General features: G+C 56.6%; 18 protein-coding genes and 5 pseudogenes. 7 read left to right on the top strand and 16 right to left on the bottom strand.

Translation table 11 applies throughout. The features are described 5' to 3' along the window. Positions 1 to 161: 161 nt before the first annotated feature. From V6S97_RS25860 to V6S97_RS25875, 4 genes and pseudogenes are all read right to left on the bottom strand, one after another. Positions 162 to 788: pseudogene (locus V6S97_RS25860) on the bottom strand (AraC family transcriptional regulator); the annotation flags it as partial. A 49-nt stretch (positions 789 to 837) separates the two neighbouring features. Further along, a complete protein-coding gene (locus tag V6S97_RS25865; RefSeq protein WP_334428019.1) occupies positions 838 to 1,104 on the bottom strand; it encodes a hypothetical protein in 267 nt (88 codons plus the stop codon). Positions 1,105 to 1,306: 202 nt separating this feature from the next. Beyond that, a complete protein-coding gene (locus tag V6S97_RS25870) occupies positions 1,307 to 1,558 on the bottom strand; it encodes an Atu4866 domain-containing protein (protein WP_060726556.1) in 252 nt (83 codons plus the stop codon). Further along, entirely contained in the window at positions 1,555 to 2,121 is a 567-nt protein-coding gene (locus tag V6S97_RS25875) for a hypothetical protein (protein WP_334428020.1), read from the bottom strand. Before V6S97_RS25875 ends, V6S97_RS25870 begins: the two co-directional genes overlap by 4 nt. 141 nt (positions 2,122 to 2,262) lie before the next feature. Between V6S97_RS25875 and V6S97_RS25880 the strand changes: the two genes are divergently transcribed. After that, positions 2,263 to 3,162 (top strand): LysR family transcriptional regulator, encoded by a 900-nt coding sequence (locus V6S97_RS25880; RefSeq protein WP_334428021.1) that lies wholly within the window; start codon positions 2,263 to 2,265, stop codon positions 3,160 to 3,162. Between the two features lie 348 nt (positions 3,163 to 3,510). On the opposite strand, the gene V6S97_RS25885 is transcribed toward V6S97_RS25880, so the two are convergent. Genes V6S97_RS25885 through V6S97_RS25895 form a run of 3 tightly spaced genes read right to left on the bottom strand, consistent with a single transcriptional unit; the run spans position 3,511 to position 5,516 of the window. Further along, positions 3,511 to 4,353 carry a type 1 glutamine amidotransferase domain-containing protein gene (locus tag V6S97_RS25885; RefSeq protein WP_334428022.1) on the bottom strand — a complete coding sequence of 281 codons (843 nt, stop codon included), beginning with the start codon at positions 4,351 to 4,353 and terminating at the stop codon, positions 3,511 to 3,513. 54 nt (positions 4,354 to 4,407) lie between these two features. Beyond that, a complete protein-coding gene (locus V6S97_RS25890) occupies positions 4,408 to 4,710 on the bottom strand; it encodes a putative quinol monooxygenase (RefSeq protein ID WP_060726552.1) in 303 nt (100 codons plus the stop codon). 14 nt (positions 4,711 to 4,724) lie between these two features. Beyond that, positions 4,725 to 5,516, bottom strand: a complete 792-nt coding sequence (locus V6S97_RS25895; protein WP_087744440.1) for an SDR family NAD(P)-dependent oxidoreductase — start codon at positions 5,514 to 5,516, stop codon at positions 4,725 to 4,727. A 97-nt stretch (positions 5,517 to 5,613) separates the two neighbouring features. Here V6S97_RS25895 and V6S97_RS25900 point away from each other — a divergent pair, with 97 nt between their 5' ends. Next, complete coding sequence (locus V6S97_RS25900) at positions 5,614 to 6,534, top strand: LysR substrate-binding domain-containing protein (RefSeq protein ID WP_060726550.1); 921 nt, start codon at positions 5,614 to 5,616, stop codon at positions 6,532 to 6,534. A 54-nt stretch (positions 6,535 to 6,588) separates the two neighbouring features. Here V6S97_RS25900 and V6S97_RS25905 read toward each other — a convergent pair. After that, positions 6,589 to 6,867 (bottom strand): annotated as a pseudogene (locus V6S97_RS25905) (class II aldolase/adducin family protein); the annotation flags it as partial. A 1-nt stretch (position 6,868) separates the two neighbouring features. Here V6S97_RS25905 and V6S97_RS25910 point away from each other — a divergent pair. The 3 genes and pseudogenes from V6S97_RS25910 to V6S97_RS25925 all read left to right on the top strand — a co-directional run. Next, positions 6,869 to 7,107: pseudogene (locus tag V6S97_RS25910) on the top strand (DDE-type integrase/transposase/recombinase); the annotation flags it as partial. Positions 7,108 to 7,538: 431 nt separating this feature from the next. Then, complete coding sequence (gene dinB / locus V6S97_RS25920; RefSeq protein ID WP_060726549.1) at positions 7,539 to 8,639, top strand: DNA polymerase IV; 1,101 nt, start codon at positions 7,539 to 7,541, stop codon at positions 8,637 to 8,639. A gap of 120 nt (positions 8,640 to 8,759) precedes the next feature. After that, on the top strand, positions 8,760 to 9,305 hold the full coding sequence (locus tag V6S97_RS25925; protein WP_334428023.1) for a hypothetical protein: 546 nt from the start codon (positions 8,760 to 8,762) through the stop codon (positions 9,303 to 9,305). An 89-nt stretch (positions 9,306 to 9,394) separates the two neighbouring features. On the opposite strand, the pseudogene V6S97_RS25930 reads toward V6S97_RS25925, so the two are convergent. The 5 genes and pseudogenes from V6S97_RS25930 to V6S97_RS25955 form a co-directional block, all read right to left on the bottom strand. Continuing rightward, positions 9,395 to 10,448: pseudogene (locus V6S97_RS25930) on the bottom strand (sensor histidine kinase). Continuing rightward, positions 10,445 to 11,887, bottom strand: coding sequence for an ATPase domain-containing protein (locus V6S97_RS25935; RefSeq protein WP_080865233.1), 1,443 nt, complete (start codon positions 11,885 to 11,887; stop codon positions 10,445 to 10,447). The pseudogene V6S97_RS25930 and the gene V6S97_RS25935 overlap by 4 nt, the downstream one beginning before the upstream one ends. Positions 11,888 to 12,089: 202 nt before the next feature. After that, on the bottom strand, positions 12,090 to 12,338 hold the full coding sequence (locus tag V6S97_RS25940; RefSeq protein WP_060726546.1) for a hypothetical protein: 249 nt from the start codon (positions 12,336 to 12,338) through the stop codon (positions 12,090 to 12,092). Between the two features lie 82 nt (positions 12,339 to 12,420). Then, entirely contained in the window at positions 12,421 to 12,696 is a 276-nt protein-coding gene (locus tag V6S97_RS25945; protein ID WP_060726545.1) for a hypothetical protein, read from the bottom strand. Between the two features lie 457 nt (positions 12,697 to 13,153). Next, positions 13,154 to 13,363 carry a cold-shock protein gene (locus tag V6S97_RS25955; protein ID WP_034806062.1) on the bottom strand — a complete coding sequence of 70 codons (210 nt, stop codon included), beginning with the start codon at positions 13,361 to 13,363 and terminating at the stop codon, positions 13,154 to 13,156. A gap of 1,245 nt (positions 13,364 to 14,608) precedes the next feature. Here V6S97_RS25955 and V6S97_RS25960 point away from each other — a divergent pair. Beyond that, a complete protein-coding gene (locus V6S97_RS25960; RefSeq protein WP_334428024.1) occupies positions 14,609 to 15,292 on the top strand; it encodes a GntR family transcriptional regulator in 684 nt (227 codons plus the stop codon). Positions 15,293 to 15,356: 64 nt separating this feature from the next. Here the strand turns inward: V6S97_RS25960 and V6S97_RS25965 are convergent. Continuing rightward, a pseudogene (locus tag V6S97_RS25965) lies at positions 15,357 to 15,482 on the bottom strand (transposase domain-containing protein); the annotation flags it as partial. Between the two features lie 9 nt (positions 15,483 to 15,491). Beyond that, on the bottom strand, positions 15,492 to 16,085 hold the full coding sequence (locus V6S97_RS25970) for a nitroreductase family protein (RefSeq protein ID WP_334428036.1): 594 nt from the start codon (positions 16,083 to 16,085) through the stop codon (positions 15,492 to 15,494). A gap of 363 nt (positions 16,086 to 16,448) precedes the next feature. Here V6S97_RS25970 and V6S97_RS25975 point away from each other — a divergent pair, with 363 nt between their 5' ends. Continuing rightward, on the top strand, positions 16,449 to 17,348 hold the full coding sequence (locus V6S97_RS25975) for a LysR family transcriptional regulator (RefSeq protein ID WP_112207846.1): 900 nt from the start codon (positions 16,449 to 16,451) through the stop codon (positions 17,346 to 17,348). A 194-nt stretch (positions 17,349 to 17,542) separates the two neighbouring features. On the opposite strand, the gene V6S97_RS25980 is transcribed toward V6S97_RS25975, so the two are convergent. Then, positions 17,543 to 18,103, bottom strand: a complete 561-nt coding sequence (locus tag V6S97_RS25980) for a hypothetical protein (protein ID WP_236760347.1) — start codon at positions 18,101 to 18,103, stop codon at positions 17,543 to 17,545. Positions 18,104 to 18,220 lie beyond the last annotated feature (117 nt).

Genomic DNA, 18,220 nt, shown 5'->3' on the forward strand with positions numbered 1-18,220 from the left:
CTGGCGCGCAGACATGCCCGCCGCAGACGCTTTTAACACGCGTAGTCGAAGATCATCGCTCAGTGCTCGTCCCATCAGCCACCTCTTTCGCTGTGGATGTTGAATCAGCTTCCGCTCGCCCCGTCACTTCACAATCGATTCATCGATCACAGGATCTGCTCTAGTGTCTGGGCAAGGCCCTGAATAAACAGCTGACTCCCCTTCCCTTCAGACCTTAGCTCCTGGTGAATCAGTGAAAGGAGGTGCGACAGTTGCGTGTCCTTACCCCCGGAAATGTCGCGCAGCGCAGGAGGAGCGGCGCAGCCCAGCACGTCGTAGGCGACGCGCTCGAAAAGGGGAACCGAGAGATAAAGATGCATGACCTGGAAGGGCGCTCCTCCGATTGCGCGCCAGCGCATTTCGTAAGGGGTGGGGGAGCGGGTCAGAAAGAAATCACCGACGGTGACGTTGTTTGCTACCCATTCTCCGTCGAGGTCACGCTCCTCAACCACCGCCTCGCCTGACATCACCCAGACGATCAGTGGTTCGGCGACAGCAGGAACGAGAAAGGGCTCCTGCTTGTTGAGACGGGAATAGACCTTAACGAACATGTCATTCCAGGCCGGGCTATCACCACTGATAAGCGTGCGACCAGCTATGTACCGTTCAAGACCGAGCGGGGACGTCCGCTCGGGCATTTCAGTCATCTCATCCAGTTCAGGCACGAGGGCCGATGGGTAGATGGGTTGTCCGGTAACGGCCGGGATCGGGGGCAGAGTGTTTTCTTGGACTGGTTCGATGTTTGCCAATGCGGACCCTCTCTATAAACGAGCAAAGCTGCGTGGATTGCCTCAGGCGTCAATAAAACATGTCTCGGTTCACATCTCCGCCCATAACCACTACCAATGATGCAATGCAGCATCTGGTTTCGTCCGATAGGAAAAAGCCAGTTTCATCTGCCTCTCTGAGGCAGATGAAATCCGGGTCCACCGCACCCGTAAGGACTTCCAGGCTGGTCTTACTATACGACGGGCTTACGGAAGCGTCGTTTTCAAGGAGCGAATGCAAAATAGCGTTCTTTCCCGGCAGTGCTCGAACGAACGTGACCCCTGCACCGCTGAACATGATCCACTCCATCGTTGGTTTGTTTGCGAAGACCACAGAGGTGTTTTTGTCTGTCTTCCGGCAAAGCCAGATTCTCGTGCTTCTCTTCGATATTGCTAATTGTCATAGCTTTCTTTTCGATCTGGTTTTCATGGTCACGAAGCATCGCATCTAGCGAAAGAATTGAACCACGCCGGCAATAGATACACCGGCGTGGTTCTGGCTACTGCTTGCGATAAAGAACCATTCCCGCGTGGTACAGCACGTCATCGACAAAATCGCCGTCGGCGGTAAAGCCGGTATCGTCCCAGTACTCGATGTGGCTTCCCGACACCTCGTATCGTCCCTGATACGCACTTTCGTGTCGGCCACGCGCCTCGTCGTAGCGGCCATTCGGGAGCAACTGGTGCCGGATGCGGCCGTCTGCGGTCTCCCACATGCCGACATAAGGATGTGAGGGCGTTTGGGTCGTCATTGTGCCGCCTCCGGGTTGCCCAGGAAAGATTGAATGGTCTCGGGCTCGACAACCCAGGCGTAGTTCAGTTCATGGCGGATTTTCCATTTGCCCGCAGTACATTCCCAGCCCAGCTGCGAGCGGCCATCGAAAGCGATCACTTTGCCGTCAAGGCGATTGATACGGCCAACGAAGCCAAGTGTCGTCGAGGCAACTGTGTCCCCGACGATCGCGTCGTGGCCTCCAGTCAGTCCGTGGCGCACTGATCGAGCAGCGTTCTGCAACGCCTCCCAGTTGGCGCCGTAGCGAGCAGAGTTATCAAAGAGCTGTGTGCTACCAGGCGCAAAATTGTCGTAGAAAACACCCTTGGTATTTTCGAGGTCGTAATACTTGTTCAGCTTTTCTGCGAACACGAACTTGCCATCGCCTTCATGACGTTCCCAACCTTTCATGATCCAGTCGGCGTGGAGTGCGAGGGGAGCCTCGGCGCCGTCCCGCGGGCACGCGCCAGCCTGTGCAGCGACAGGACCTGCGCAGACCCCTAGAGCGAATGCTGCTGCGAGTCTGATCTTTATGTACGTCATTGGAATATCTCCTTCGAAATCGTTGTTATTGCCTGCCGTGCTGTGCGCGATGCGACTGTCGGCCACGGACAGAAGGTAGACAAATTCGATTGTCGCTTGTATTCCCTTTCCACTAACGACATTGGTTAGCCGGACGCGACAATGACAATCGACCTTAATCTTGTGCCAGTGTTTCTGGCTGTCGCCGAAGAGGGCAACTTCAGGGCCGCGGCTGACCGACTAGGGGTTACTCGCTCGGCCGTAAGCCAGGGCATCCGCCGGCTCGAGGATATCTGCGGCATCGCGCTCGTGAGCCGCACGACCCGTAGCGTGCGACTCACCGAAGCCGGCAACCGCTTCCGCGAGACGCTGTCGCAACCAATGGCCGAGATCAGATCTGCGTTCGAGAATGTAGCGGGTGACGCCAGACCGAGCGGTTTGCTGCGGATTGCGGTTACATCGATTGCAGAACAGTTCTTGTCTGGCCCACTGATCGCGTCCTTCGCGGAGACCCATCCCGGCATCACTATCGACGTCACTGTGACAGACGATGTCTTTGACATCGTGGCTGCCGGCTTCGATGCGGGGGTTCGGCTGGGTGAGGTGATCGAGCAGGATATGGTCGCTGTTCCACTGACCAAAGAAGAGAGAGAAGTGGTCGTCGCGACGCCGCGATATTTCGAATTGCACGGAACGCCTCGTCACCCTCGGGACCTGGTAAGGCATCGCTGTATCGGTTGGCGTCCGTCTCCCAGTGCTGCGTCGTACCAGTGGGAGTTCGAGGAGAATGGAGTTCCTATCGACGTAGCCGTTGAGCCGCAAGTCACCACAAACGATCTGCATTTGATGGTACGGACCGCGCTCGCTGGAGGCGGTATCACATTTGCGCTGGAGGAGACGTTTCGTTTACATATCGATCGGGGCGAGTTGGTCACAACGTTGGACGAATATTTGCCCCCATTTCCAGGGTTCTTCCTTTATTTCCCCAACCGCCGCAATATGGCGCCCAAGCTGCGCGCACTCATTGATCACGTTCGTGCATACAAACTGTCGTCTTCCTAGCGGCAGGTGGACGAAGCTAGGTGAGTTTGTGAACCGGATCGGGCGTCTATAACGCCAGATGCAAGCGCAGCGGATCTTGCGGACTTGGCGGTCCATGACTGCCGGCGTGGGTTTTCAATGCCTCTGCTCTTGATGGGAGCGAAACCGACGACCACATTATTTCGAAGCCAAAAGTCTGGATAGGATTTGAAGCTGAGCGCCAGGTGGAAAAGATGTTACGGCGTACTCTCTCTTTGATTTCACACACACGAAAACATGATGCATGGCAGCGCGCGGCAAACATGGCCCCGATCCACATTCGCCGCTTAGCTGCGGCCGATATCGCCCCGTGCGCGACATCGGCAGACGCTATTTCAATCGGGCCAGTAGCTCTCTGGCGACGGCCGGGGCGGAGGCGGGGTTCTGGCCAGTAATCAGTTCCCGATCGGTCACCACATGTGCCGAGAAAGCGGCTTCGCCTTGGCTGAACTGGCCGCCTGCTTGGGTGAGCGCATCCTGCGGATAGAATTTCATCTCGCCGCCACCCAGCAGTCCCTTGGCCATTTCCTCTTCCTGGTTGCTGAAGACGGTGAACCTGTAGCCTGCATAGACCCAACCCGCCTGTGCCTTTGCCGTTCCCGCCGTTTCGAACTGGGTCACGAAACCTTCTGCGTCCGGCAGCGTGGAAAGCAGCGCGATCGGGCCATGGCATGCTAATGCGGTCGTCTTGCCATTCTCATGGAACCAGGTGAGCAGCTTACCGAGTTCTGAACTGACCAGAAGATCCTGCATGGGTGCGTGACCGCCCGGCACATAGACCGCATCGAAATGGTCGTAGCCGATCTGCTCGACCCGTGCGAGGCTGACGACCGGCGACCTGTCGCTCGATATCAGGCCCAGTTCCGACAACTGCGCCTCGCTGGCTTTCATCGCCGCTTCATCACCACCGAAATACATCTTATCGATGGATGTGGTGTCGACGGACGGCGCCATACCTTTCGGCGTGGCGAAAGTGATCTCATGGCCGGCATCGAGCAGCGCCTGCACCGGCTGCATAAGCTCATTGAGGTAGAAACCGGTCTTGAACACCTTGCCGTCCTTGAGGTCGAGGCGTTCGGAATCGGAAAGCACGATCAGGACGTTTCCGGCATGGGCGCTCAGAGTGCTGGTGCCGAGTGCAAGAGCGACGGCGAGGCTGCGCAGAAGTTTCATGGGTCTAGCTCCAAAAGTTAGAAATATGGTGGGGAAGGGAAAGGCGGTTGCTTCTCAGCCAGCGACCTTGGTGAGCCGGTGCAGCGCAAAGTCGGCGAAATAGTCGCCAACGCCGCTCGCCTGAAAGCGCTGCAGGGCGGCGCCCTGCATATGGGCGCGCCATTGGGCTTCACTTTGCCAGGTTTCGACAAAGATGCGCACGCGTCCATCATCGAGCGACTGGTGCAACTCGTACCGGAGGCAGCCGTCTTCGGCCAAAGTCTCGGCGACCAGCTTTTCCTGGGCAGCGCCAAGCGCCGCCTCCTTGCCGGGCTTGGCGGTGGTGATGGCGATGATGGTCAGAGGCGTGTTTGACATGGGTAGTGCCTTTCTCAGGCGATGGTGTTGACGAGACCGCCTTCGGCACGAAGGGCTGCACCGTTCGTGGCCGATGAACGGGGGCTGGCGAGATAGGCAACGAGGTTTGCCACCTCTTCCGCCTCCACCATGCGCTGCAGGATCGAAGCCGCGCGGGCGGTGGCGAAGAATTCGGCCTCGATCTCTTTGATCGGTGCGGACGGATCGCTTGCCTGGCTGCGCAGGAAGGATTCGATGCCTTCCGAGCGGGTCGGTCCCGGAAGCACGGAATTGACCGTGACATTGGTGCCGCGGGTCAGTTGCGCCAATCCGCGTGAGATCGACAGTTGTGCCGTCTTGGTCGTTGCGTAGTGGATCATGTCTTCAGGGATGGCCACACCTGACTCGCTGGAAATGAAGATGATCCGGCCCCAGTTGCGCTCCAGCATGCCGGGAAGATAGGTGCGCGACAGACGCACGCCGCTCATGACATTGACGTCGAACAGATGGCTCCAATCGGCGTCGGTGATGTCGCCGAAGGCCTTGCTCTCGTAGATGCCGAGATTGTTGACGAGGATATCGACAGACGGTTCGGCCTTCGCGATAATCGCGGCACCCTCGGCGCTGGCGGCGTCTGCCAGAACGCCAGTGATGTCCAATCCGCCGGATGACTTGATAACAGCAATCGCGCTGTCGAGCTTGGCGCGGTCGCGTCCGGTGATCACGACGCGCGCCCCTTCTAGTGCGAGAGATCGGGCGATTTCGAGGCCGATGCCGGCGGTGGCGCCGGTTACAAGGGCGGTCTTTCCGTTCAGTTGAAGATCCATGACGTGTCTCCAGATTGTTGCCGGAAACAATTTATGATCTAAGCCTCAGAGATACTATTGCCTGCAGGAGACATGCACCTGTGAATGAGGATCATCAATGCCACGCATCCTGATGGAACGTTCCGGCGAAATGGAGGTGTTTGCCCGCGTCGTTCAGGATGGGGGTTTCTCTGCCGCCGCCCGTAATCTCGACATCACGCCATCAGCGGTCAGCAAGTTGATCGCGCGTCTGGAAACAAGGCTTGGCACACGCCTTCTGGTACGAACGACCCGCGCCCTGACGCTGACAGAAGAAGGCGAAGCCTATCATCATGCAGCGCTCAGGATTCTGCAGGAACTGAATGAGGCGGACGAAGAAGCCGCAGGAGGCGCCGTCCGTGGGCGGCTGCGGATCAACACGACGATACCGTTCGGCACGATGTTCGTCGCACCGGCAATCCCCGACTTCATTGCGCGCAACCCCGATCTGATCGTCGATCTCTCCTTCACCGACGGCATTGTCGATCTGGTGGCGGAAAAGACCGACGTCGCCATCCGGATGGGCAACCTGCCGGACAGCGGGCTGATTGCCCGAAAGCTCGGGCAGAGCCGGCGCGTAGTCTGCGCTTCACCCGACTACCTCAAGCGCAGGGGTTCGCCGCAATCTCCAGCGGATCTCGGAGAACACGACTGCCTGACGTTCAATTTCCGGCGCGCACGGCCGTCATGGCCGTTTCGTGACCATGACCGTGACATCGCGCAACCAGTCAAAGGCAGCATCGTCGTCAACAACGGCGAGACGATGAAGCAGATGGTGCTGGCGGGCGCCGGCATTGCCCGGGTGGGCCTCTTTCATGTGGCGGACGAGATTGCAACAGGGCGGTTGATAGTCCTCCTCGACGACTACAACCCAGGCGACCTCGAACTGGTTCATGCCATCTATGTTGGCGGTGGTCCCCTGCCCCATCGTGTCCGCGCCTTCATCGAACATATGGTTGTCACATTGGGTGATCAGCCGTTGCTGAATGGGACGACCTGACCTGAGGATTATTGGGAAAGTGGAGTTTGGAAACGCCTCACCTTTCCTATCCGATCAGTCTCGATAGTCGGGCGCCCGCCGGTCGAGCACCCGGCGGATACTTTCCAGATGCATCCTGGCACTTTTCGGGTCCCCCTCCCGCATCTGCCGCGCCGCATCAGCCGCAACAGCAGGCAGGACCGGCAGGAGTTTGCGGCCCGAGCCCATCGTCTTCAACTGAACTTCGGCGGCCCGCTCGAGGTAGTAGAGATCGTCCCAGGCTTCGGCGATGTTGGGTGCACGGACCATGACGCCGTGGTTTTTAATAAACAGGATATCCTTGTCGCCGAGGAGGGGGCGAGCGCCGCGGGTGATGATCACCGATAAGCTTCGATCCTACGCCGCGGCGAAGCGTGGGATCACGCCCGGTGTCGAGCATCGTTCCCACAATGGGTTGAACAATCGGGCAGAGAATTCCCACCAGCCAATCCGGCGGCGAGAGCGGATCATGAACAATTCAAGTCACCGCGACATCTACAACGTTTCGTCTCTATCCATGACCCGATTGCCAACCTGTTTCACAACCCCGCGCCACGACATCTTAAGCCATCATCGCGAACTGCGTTCGGCGGCGATGAACCTGTGGGCGAAAATTGCCAGGGCATGGCGACGACTCAAAACGCTGGAGATCAGCGTCGGGAGACCCGGATCGCGCCAACGTCACCAGACGTCCGCTGAACCGTGGGGATCATGCTGGAATTGATATCCGCGGAAACTTCGTCTCCTTCGAGCGGAGCATCGCTGCGCGCCCTCCGCAAGGTCGGCAGTCTCACGCGTTTCGAAAACTGCTTATGGTCAAGGTGCTGTCGTCGGCCATGGGTCAATCACCACTTCGCCAGGGTTATTAATCAAACGCTTGAACAAGCGAGGAGTTTCCCTCGGCAGATGCAGCATGCGGGTTAGGACTTGGATGCGTCGCCGGCAGCTGCTATGTTCCTGCTTTGTTTCCGCCAGTGACACCTGCCATGGATCGAACCACCGTCTCAACCGTCAGAAAAATCATCCATGTCGACATGGATGCCTTCTACGCGTCGGTCGAGCAGCGCGACAATCCGGAACTGCGTGGCAAACCCTTGGCTGTTGGCGGAGCGGCTGCACGGGGCGTTGTTGCAGCAGCAAGTTATGAGGCGCGGGAATTTGGCGTTCGCTCGGCAATGCCGTCAGTCACGGCGGCACGGAAGTGCCCCGCACTAATCTTTGTGAAGCCAAGGTTCGAAGTCTACCGTGCTGTCTCCCAGCAGATCCGCGAGATTTTTGCGGAGTACACGCCCATCATCGAACCCCTGTCGCTCGACGAAGCCTATCTCGACGTCACCGAAAACCTCAAGGGCATGTCGGTCGCCACCGACATCGCGCTGGAAATCCGTGCCAGAATAATGGCGGTCACCGGACTGAATGCTTCCGCCGGTATCTCCTACAACAAGTTCCTCGCCAAGATGGCGTCCGACCTCAACAAGCCCAACGGCCAAGCAGTCATCACGCCGAAGAACGGGCCAGCTTTCGTCGAGCAACTTGCCGTAAAGAAGTTCCATGGCGTCGGCCCGGCCACGGCGGACAAAATGCTCCGCCTGGGTATCGAGACCGGTGCGGATCTAAGGGCAAAGTCCCTACAGTTTCTCATCGAGCATTTCGGGAAGTCTGGGCCGTATTTCTATGGCATTGCCCGAGGCATCGATGAGCGGCAGGTCCAGCCGGACCGTGTGCGGAAGTCAGTCGGCGCCGAGGACACATTTGCCGTCGATATCAGCGACCTCGACCTTGCGACAAACGAACTCCGGCCACTTGCGGAAAAAGTCTGGTCCTATTGTCAGGCAAAGGGCTTCAGCGGCAAGACGGTGACTGTGAAGATAAAGTACTCCGATTTCACCCAAGCGACGCGGAGCAGGACAACTGCCCTCCCTTATGCAGGTGTCGGCGATATTCTCGGTGCGGCCAATGCCCTGCTGGCGGGTGTCTATCCGTTCAAGCTCCCGGTCCGGCTTCTTGGTGTAACACTGTCGTCACTCACCAATGACAAGGAGGCGGCCAAAAACGAGGAACAACCGCAGCTCGGGTTGGGTTTCTGATCAGAGGAAGCTGGAGCAGATCAAGGGGCAAAGCCGCAATGTTCCCACACTGTATTCGAGTTATCGACCTGGAAACCGCTGGCAACGGGCCGAGCGATGTCTGCGAGATCGGGTGGCAGGATGTCGTTCAAGGCGAGGATGGCAGGTGGGAAGTTGCTGGGGAGCGCCGCGCGGTTCTGGTCAACTTGGAAGCCGATTTCGCCCGACACGATGGCAATACATCATATCCAGGATTGGGAGGTCACTGGCGCGCCGCTCTGGAAAGAAGTAGCGCCAGGCATCTTGCGGCCACCGCACCCGATCATCGCCCTTGCCGCCCACCGCGCCGCGTTCGAGCAACGCTATTGCACGCCGAGACTGGCCGCTGGTGCTCCATGGATCTGCACCTGGAAATGTGCATTGCGTGTCTGGCCGGAGCTGTCAAGGTTTTCGAACCAGCTGCTGCGTTATCGGCGAAGGCCGGAAGGTTTGATACACGAGATCGGCCTTCCCGCCCATCGGGCTATGCCTGATGCCTATGTCACCGCCCGCCATCTGCGCTATGAGCTGAATGCCGCTCGCTGGATGAGCTTCTGCTCTGGAGTTCGCAGCCCGGCCTACTACCACGGGTGCCGGCCGGTCCAGACCGGGGCAAAAGCTGGGATCGTCTCAGCACCGAGGCGCTAACTGCTTTCCTGAGCGACCGCGACGCGGATAGCTCACTCCTTACGGTTACCATTTGGACGTCGTGGTTCGGACATCGGTAAAAACAATCACTAGCCGGGCTCCTTTTCGGGCCGCAACTGCGAAACTGGTCCGGCAATGCGACAGCGAAATCCCTGGGTGTCAAACTGCAGTTCAGGCGCTGTGCCAAATAACGACCCCAAAGCCGAACGAATATAGCGTGTACCGTACCCTTGGCGGCTGGGCGCGACCGCAGGCGGGCCGCCTCGTTCAACCCAATTCATGCTGAACAGGGGATCGTTACCATCGGATATCTCCCAAACCACCTCTACGTAACCCTCAGGAACAGAAAGCGCGCCATATTTGATAGCATTCGTCGTCAGCTCATGAACACAAAGAGCGATGGTCGTCCCGGCATCCCGACTCACAACAATGTCCGGACCGGAAACGGCAATTCGACTACAGCCATCACCGTTGTAGGGAGCTACGGTCGTCGCCACGATCAAAGAGAGGCCAACCTCTTCCCCGCCCGCCTCGAAGACGGCGGAATGAACGCCGGAAAGGGCCTGAAGCCGCGCGCCAAAATCACCCGCCAGTTCGTCCATGGATGCAGCGCCTCTTCGCGTCATCTGGAAAATGGAGGCGACGGTGGCAAGGATGTTCTTGACGCGATGGTTGAGTTCCAAACGCAGTTCTCTCTCCCGTTCGATTGAATCCCGGACTTGTCGCTGCCGCAATCTCACCAGAAGATTCAACTGAACGGCGTTGACCAACTCCAACGGCGCGATCGGACGCAAATGGAACAGAAGTCGGGATTTTGGCCATGCCGCCTGTAATCGGTCGCGAATGCCTTGCACGGGTGCGGCCTTCTCAAGAAGGACGATGATCGGTATCTCTGACCAATCCGGTTGAGCTTTCAAGTGATCGGAGAGCTTCGTCAAGACAGAGGGAGTGAGCGCTTCGTGCGTAACGATGATGATGTCCGGTGACGAACAAAGAAGGACCTTCAAGATCATCATCGACCTTGGCCGAGACCACCCTCACCTTTTGGTCTTGCAAAAGAGCGGCAATGTAATCAGCATCTTTTCGAAACGGAGCAAGGACCAGCACCCAGTCCAGCTCATTTTCCCTTGACAGCCCGTTCATTTTGGATCGGGAAGGGGGTTGTAGGCCACCACGCTGACGTTACCGCTTTCGATAATCAGTTCCCGCACGTCCAGATCATGCGGGCCGTGGCGCTTCTTTACTACAGTAATATTCCGACGGAGGCGCCCTTCATGCTCCATGATCCGCAACAGTAGGACTGTATCGCCGAGGAAGCTCACATCCACGTCGATCCCGACATTCTGCCCGAGGAGCCCATGCTGAGCCACAATAAGCATGGTCAACACCCCGGAGCGCGCCAGGTACTTTAACAGGGACTGGATGTCGCGCACCGCTTTGTCCCGGTGTGGTAAAGAGTTGAGGTAACCGGTCAGACTGTCGATGACGACGACTTTCGACTTGTTCTGCGTCACGGCATCCTGAACGATCTGGCCGAATTCACCCGGTGAGATCTCGTTGGGATTGAAGTCGCGAAGTATCAGTCTGCCGTCCTTATGAAACTGCCTGAGTTGCATGCCGAGACCTTCAGATCGGCGAAAGAAGGTTTCCAGTCGCTCCTCGAACAGAAAGAGTGCTACGTTTTCTCCACGTTCAAGCGCCGCCGTTGCATAGAGTGATGACATCGTCGATTTTCCGGTCCCGGCCTGACCGATGACGAGGGTTGTGGTTCCGGCTTCCTGACCTCCGCCGAACATCTCGTCGAGTTCGGCTACACCGGATTTGATCAGTTGTGGCTTTCCGGTGTCCGATGCGGCGCTTGGCATAATTCGGGGGAATATCACCACGCCTTCGCCTTCCCTAATCGCCATGTCATGATAGCCGTCAGCGATCGGCACGCTGCGCATTTTGGATATCTCGACTCGGCGGCGAACGCCGCCGTACTCCTCCAGCGACTTGTCGAAGCGAATTACCCCGTGGGCCAGTCCCTCCACCTCCTCGCCGCTCCGATCAAAGTCTGACGACTGAGTGTCAAGCAGTAGCGCCACGACGTCCTGTTTAGCCAGGAAAGCCTTGAACGCGATCAACTCCCGGCGGAACCGGGGAGAATCTCCAGTTATCAATCGGATTTCAAGAAGCGAATCATAGACGAGGCGGCGCGGTTTATGTTTCTCTATCGCGGCCTCGATCGCCTTGCGTGTCTCGTCAAGCCGCAGGTCGGATGTCATGAATATGCTTTGATCATCGGCCTCGTTTACAGAGCCGGATGTTGCCAGCTCCTCAATACGAATACCGTCGAGTGTCCAGCCGTGCGAGACAGCAATCGCCTTCAGCTCGGCAGCCGTCTGCGAGAGCGTCACGTAAATGCAGCTTTCGCCGGCGGCAACACCGGCTCGCAGGAACTGAAGGGCGGCGGTGGTTTTGCCCGATCCTGGAGCGCCCTGCAAAATGTAGAGATTGGATGCTGGAAGACCACCGCGAAGAATTTCGTCAAGCCCCGCGATACCGGTGCTGACGACAGAGGGCATTTTCGGTTTTGGCATATTCACCTTCCGCTGGCCACGCGCGCTGAAATCGGAGGAAATGTCACTGCAGTCAGATCACACTTGCATCAATATTTGTCTTTCTCAAAACATCAACTCGTTCGACATTATATGCAGTTGTGAAAAATGGAGTTATTGTCAATAAAGGCACGTCAGCCTGCGCCGCCGGAAGGCCTAGAAGGGAATCCCAGCCTGCGGAGATTTATAACGAAGAGCTGTCGAGACTTGATTGGTCCTGTTGATCAACGCCTGCATCAAGGAATTCAATCAGCGCCGCCTGCTCGGGACTGAACGGCCTTAGAAGCAGAAACTCCTCGATACGCATCTCTGTCTCGTGTCCGCCCGACGCTGGATTGCCCTTGTGACGGACGACCGATGTCGCATCGTCTCGCGTCCCAAGATACCAATTGTCACCGTTCGAACTCGCAGCAAATTGTTTGAAGTCCGCCATGACGATGCCCTCTCGTGTTACTCTGAAAGCCGCATGCGCGCGACCGCAGTCTATTGATCGCAACCGTACTAGTGCAGCGTAATCATGCTCGGTCGAAGGTAAATGACGTCAGCAAGGTCGTGACGAAATTGCTGGCCTTTTCCTTGACGAGTAGCTCCGTCCACTCGTCTGTTCCCCGAAACCTCAGGTCCGTCTGGATACTGTCAACAGCTGCGGCCTCAATGCGTTCAATATGCTCCTTGAACTGCGCTTCGCCTTCACCTCGGTAAAGATCGCGAATAACCATCCTCAGGATTTCCTGGATGGCAATCTGCCAAGCGGTGTTAATCGTGTTCAACTCATTTGTTGTCGATGACATTTGTCTTCCTTCGGTGTTCAAATGCCCACGTCATCGTTGACCTAGAGCTCTTACGGCTGGATTGGAAACTGGCGCCAGTGCGATCCGGGTCCACTCAATCGGTCGAGCGAGTGGTCGAAAACGTCGCGGATCGCTTTGCGATGAGTGCTGCTGTCGCAGATGTTCGGTCCGCAAGTTCTTTTGCGAGGCGTGCAACTCTAAGCCGTGCTGTTTTTTCATCTCGCGCCTCAACCGCAGCTTTCCGCTCGTGCTCTGCAAGATCCTTTGCGATGACAGGAGCCTGAAGCTTGCTGAACGCGATCTCTGCCTGTTGGCGGGATCTGGTGTGTTGTTGTGTCATGAAGTACCTAGTTGTCGGCCCACGGCCGAAAAAAAAGGCCAGGCGAAACGCCTGGCCTCGATGAAATTGCTCCCGGCAGTGCCAGTACATCCGTGGTCAAAGGGAAGCGGATCTCACTTATGCGGATTGCAGATTGGTCGCAGACATTTTGCCCGACTTGTTGTCGCGCTCAAGTTCGAAACCAATCTTCTGGCCTTCTACGAGTTCGCGCATTCCTGCACGCTCGACAGCGGAGATATGAACAAACGCATCTGCGCCGCCATTGTCAGGCTGAATGAAGCCAAAGCCCTTTGTGGAATTAAACCATTTTACTGTGCCAGTGGTCACGATGAACCCTTTCCAAGCATAGAGTGACATACCGCGCAACGAATGCGACGCGGAAAAAACCGACTATTTTTGAAAGAGAAGTTCGCTTAGAGCGCGGTGCCAATCGCACGATAGACAAGCTTGGCAAGCAAAAGATCGATGACAAGTAAATAAAGCACCAGCGAGGTGAAGTCAATGATTAGTTTTTTTCCTTCCGACTTTCATCTATTATTTGCAGGTCGGGGTGGCACGGGAACCGATAATCGGCAGTCCCTTCGAGGTGCTCAACAATCGCGCGAGGTTTCCGGTTTCTCAAGCTGCGAATGCGGACGAAAAAGGGACTTCTTCGCGATGTTACGTGATGTGGATATAGCCTGTTCAACGAACGGCATCGAGCTAAAAAAGGTCATCGATCAAGAGGTCCCGGATATATCCGAATGGTGGTAGCGTCCGGACACTATTGAAAGTTCCAAAGGACATAACTGTTGCAAAGGCTCCCTTTCCGCGAAGTCGGATTTACCCGAGATAAATGCTCTTGAAGGGATGTGAACCGCCGACCCCGCGCTTGGGATTGGCTAAACATTTGCAACACAATTCATTCACAGCCGCAGACGCCGCCGCAATTTGGTTTTGCTGGCTAATAAGAATGACGCCCATCGAAAGAATAATCGGCCGAACGGCGGCATAGCCAAGGCCACCAAGTTGCCGAGAAATCAGCGCGGAGACGGACAGGAAGGTGCTGCGGATTACGCTGGCTTATGGTCGCACACTGCTTTCAAAAGCGAGATTGTCGTCGCTTGAGCAGTTTTCGAAACATCCGCATATCCTTCTCTACACTGAAGCTTCCCCATGACTGTGCTAGCGAGGCCTGCATCCATTCTCTCGGCCATTGCCAATGCAGCGGCGGCTCTGGTCTTGAATGGCAAGAGAGCTTCGAGAACGTATCCATCGCCGAGTGCCTTGGCGATGCACGCGATATCGAACATGTCACGTGGCTGAAGAGAGGATCCTCGATAGTGAACCTTCTTCGCGATGATTTCGCCCCGGGGTCTCAAGGTCAACTTCGGTTCCACGTACTGCGATACGGGATGTCGGAGCGTTGGTAAGTCTTGGAGCGCAAATAAAGTCAATTTCACCGATGCCCGCGAACACGATTTTCAAAGCATGCGTCCCGTCCGAAACATATTCATCGGGTTCACCTGCAGGGTATAGCCCTGTGTTGTCGGGTTCAGATATGGGAGGACCTGCGGATCATAAAGGTCGGGCATGGACGATTTCGCCGCAGTAAATGTTGAAGCCATCCGGCCAGAGACTGTGGCGGATCGCATCGCGAGGATCCTGCGGGAAGCGATTTCCGGTGGTGAGCTTCGCGGTGGCGTCGCGCTACGGCAAGACGAGCTGGCCTCACGATTTGGTTTCAGCCGCATGCCTGTGCGTGATGCGTTGAGACTTCTGGAAAGCGAGGGCCTCGTAACCATCCACCCGACGAAGGGCGCTTTCGTGGCAAGAATGGATGCCAAGGAGATTGCGGAGATTTATTCCATTCGCTCACTATTGGAGACGGAGGCCCTGCGCCTGTCATATGCTGGGTTAACGACGGCCGATCTGGACAGGGCTGCAACACTTCTCGCACAGATCGACGCTGAGACGGATGTGGGGCGTTGGGGGACGCTGAATAAGCAGTTCCACATGACACTTTACGGTGCCTGCCAAAATGAGCGGCTTATCGGCCTCATTGCTACCCACCATGATGCGGCCGACCGCTATGTGAGGTTGTTGCTTTCAAACCTGGACTATGAGCAGCAATCGCAGGAGGAGCATCGTGCTTTGCTTGAGGCTTGCAGAGATCGGAACGTCGACGCTGCGAGTGCAGTTTTGCAGCATCATTTGCTTGAGGGAAGCCGCAGGCTCAGCGCGGCCGCCCAGTCAAGCTCAGTAAGCCTCCGGTGAAGGCCGCAGGTCGGGGCGCTTGAGCGTTGACGGTCGGCGGCGTCCAATTCCACGGAAGCAACTGCTACAGCCTGGTAATCGGCGTGTCAGCGATGCGGGCAAGAACGTCGGCCAGCCACACCTGCGGATCGATGCCGTTGAGCTTTGCCGTCATAATCAGTGTGGCCATGAAGGCCGCACGATCTGCACCGCCGCAGGCCTAGCGAGAGAAGCTTCGAAAGCGGTCACCATCGGAGATAGTCGTCTTTGCGGGAAAAGGTGCCTCGTTGGAGCCGAACGGCATTTGCGCGCGTAACCTCCATGTCTCCGGTATGTCCCAATGCCTTTTGATCTTTGCGTCAACCAGCGGGTTATAATGCTGGAGACTGGCACCAATTCCCACGCCGGCAAGCGCAATCCAGACCGAAAGTTGCGCCATCCCAGACGCTTGCTCGGACCAATCTGGAAAATGATCAGCGTACAAAGGCCACTGATCTTGTAAGAGCCTGACCACATTTCGATCCTCGAAGAAAAGAACAGCACCTGCTCCAGCAGCGAAGCTATCGATTTTTCTGAAGGAGTGCATCTTCGCCTCTCCTTCAACGATATGACTCAACTCCGATTTCACGATGTTCCAGAGTTTCTGATTTTCATCGCGGTGCAGGATCAAAACGCGCGAACTTTGCGAATTAAAGGCTGAGGGTGACAGGCGAACCGCCTCGCGAATAAGTGCATCAATCTCTTCGTCAGAGAACGCGATGTTTTTGCCGAGAAAATACTGTGTCCGACGTTTTGCAAGAAGTTGCACCGTCACACCGCGGCTATCCGGATTTTCGGTTGGAAAGTCCAATTTAATCTCCTGGCTTTTCTATCGATTCAATCATGCGACCTGGATCGTTGGAGTAATAGGCTGCCAAGGCGAAACCCATTGTTGCGGAAAAGAGAACGATGCCAGCACCCTATGCAGCGTTATGCGATCCGGCGAGGTGAGGTCGATGCGGGGCGACGGCGGACAGCGATTTTTACCAAGCATTGGAACTTGCTTGGTTCGTTTATTCAGCTCGACCTGTAGGGGTCGCTGCAGGACGTCAGTGTGAGCGCCGAACGAATTGGGAGACTTGACAATCCGCACACCCAGTGTTGCAGTAACCGCATTCACTGGAGTGCGGAGTTGCTAATGGCGGAACCTGAGTCTGTCGAGATCTTGGACTTGATCTCCTTCATTCGGGTGGCCGAAACTGGTAGTATCGCTGGTGCGGCTAGTCGTTTGGGGATCGCTAAATCGATCGTCAGTCGCCGCGTCAGTCGCTTGGAGAATTTTCTAGGCGCAACGCTCCTCACACGTTCCCAAAAGGGAACAACCCTTACAGACGTCGGCCGTGAGTATCATGTACGAGCAGCATCTGGGTTGGCCGAACTGGAATCAGCGCAGGAGATGGTTGTAAGGTCGACGACCGAAGCGTCTGGTCAGGTTAGAGTTTCGGTTCCCGTAGCTTTCGGAGAGTTCTGTCTCGCTCCGCTGCTGGCAGAGTTCGCCCTCCTCCACCCAAGGATCCATTTCGACGTCCGCTTTGAAGACCGTCAGCCGGATCTTGTCGCCGAGGCGTATGACTTGGCGGTAAGGATCGGAAGCATCCCGGATTCCGTGCTGATTACGAGAAAACTTGCAAAGGTACGTTGGGCTGTCGCAGCCAGTCCATCCTATCTGGAAGCCAGAGGGCGCCCCTCAAAGCCCGCTGAACTGGCTGCGCACAACGCCATACTCTACTCCTTCGATACGGTCAGCTGGCGTTTTCAAGGTCCGGATGGATGGGAACAAGTCCGCGTGAACTCACAATTTCGCACAGACAATGGTCAAATGATGCTTGCCGCCGCGCGCGGCGGACTTGGTATCGTGGTACTGCCCCTCTTCATGGTTCAAGAGTCGCTTGCCAAAGGTGAGCTCGAAGTCGTAGTCCCAGGCTATAGTCACGCGGGGGCAGATTTGCACATATTGATGCCACCAGCGCGCGCAGGCATCGCTCGAGTGCGCGCGCTGGTGAACTTCCTGTATGAGAAATTCGAACGTGAGGTGTAATGACTGCCGCTCGTCGAGTTCGAACCGCCCCGGGATTTCAAGACACGGCACCTTTAGGACCAACCACTCCAAGTCTCAGAAACCAAGTCGCCGTAATCCTAACGTCCTTTGAAGGTCACGACCTGCGATGAGAACCGCAGTACCAGGTGCTCTTGACCGGATAACGGGCGACGGCTCCGTATTGCCGATGGCTTTCAAGTGACCGTGCCAATAAGGCGGGCGATCGAGACTTTCGCCGAATCGGCGAAATCCTGCTCGACTTGCGAAAGTGGATCGGTGACGCTGGCACGGGCTTCAACCGTCGCCAACAGGCGATCACGCAGGTCTGGGTCGGAAATGCTCGCATGGTCGATCAGCGCGCGGATGGCGACGTCAGTTGCGAGCTTCTGAGCACTTTGCGTAAGAGCAGATTTCTCGCGTCTTTCCCTTTCGAGTTCCGCATGGCTCTCTGCCTTGCGGCGCCTAGACCTAATTCCGTGTTCTTTTTCCCAATACCGGGCTGTACCGCGCCCCACATAGAGTATGTCCCACGCGTGCTCTGGATCACCACCCTTGGCGGTATCCTCGTCCGCACCGCACAGGTGCAAAAACAGCCGACGCATGGCGACGTCCGAGAAATAATTTTGGGCGGTGGTCTGCGGTCCAACTGACTGGAATGCAGCTTCCGTTTCCACCGCCGCTCGGCTGATAGCTGCATGTATCGTATCCATCATTACTCTTTCCGCCTGCTTCAAGGTGTCAACTTTGTCCTGCAAATTTTTATCCTTTCGAAAGTCCCGTACGCAATTTGAGGAGATGTCGACCAGGTTGGTGAGACGTCTCCATCGATCTGCAAAATTGCATCGGCAACATTGAGTGGAAATTACGCAACA

Source organism: Agrobacterium sp. CCNWLW155, assembly GCF_036888815.1.
In the GTDB taxonomy this organism is placed as follows: Bacteria; Pseudomonadota; Alphaproteobacteria; order Rhizobiales; family Rhizobiaceae; genus Agrobacterium; species Agrobacterium radiobacter.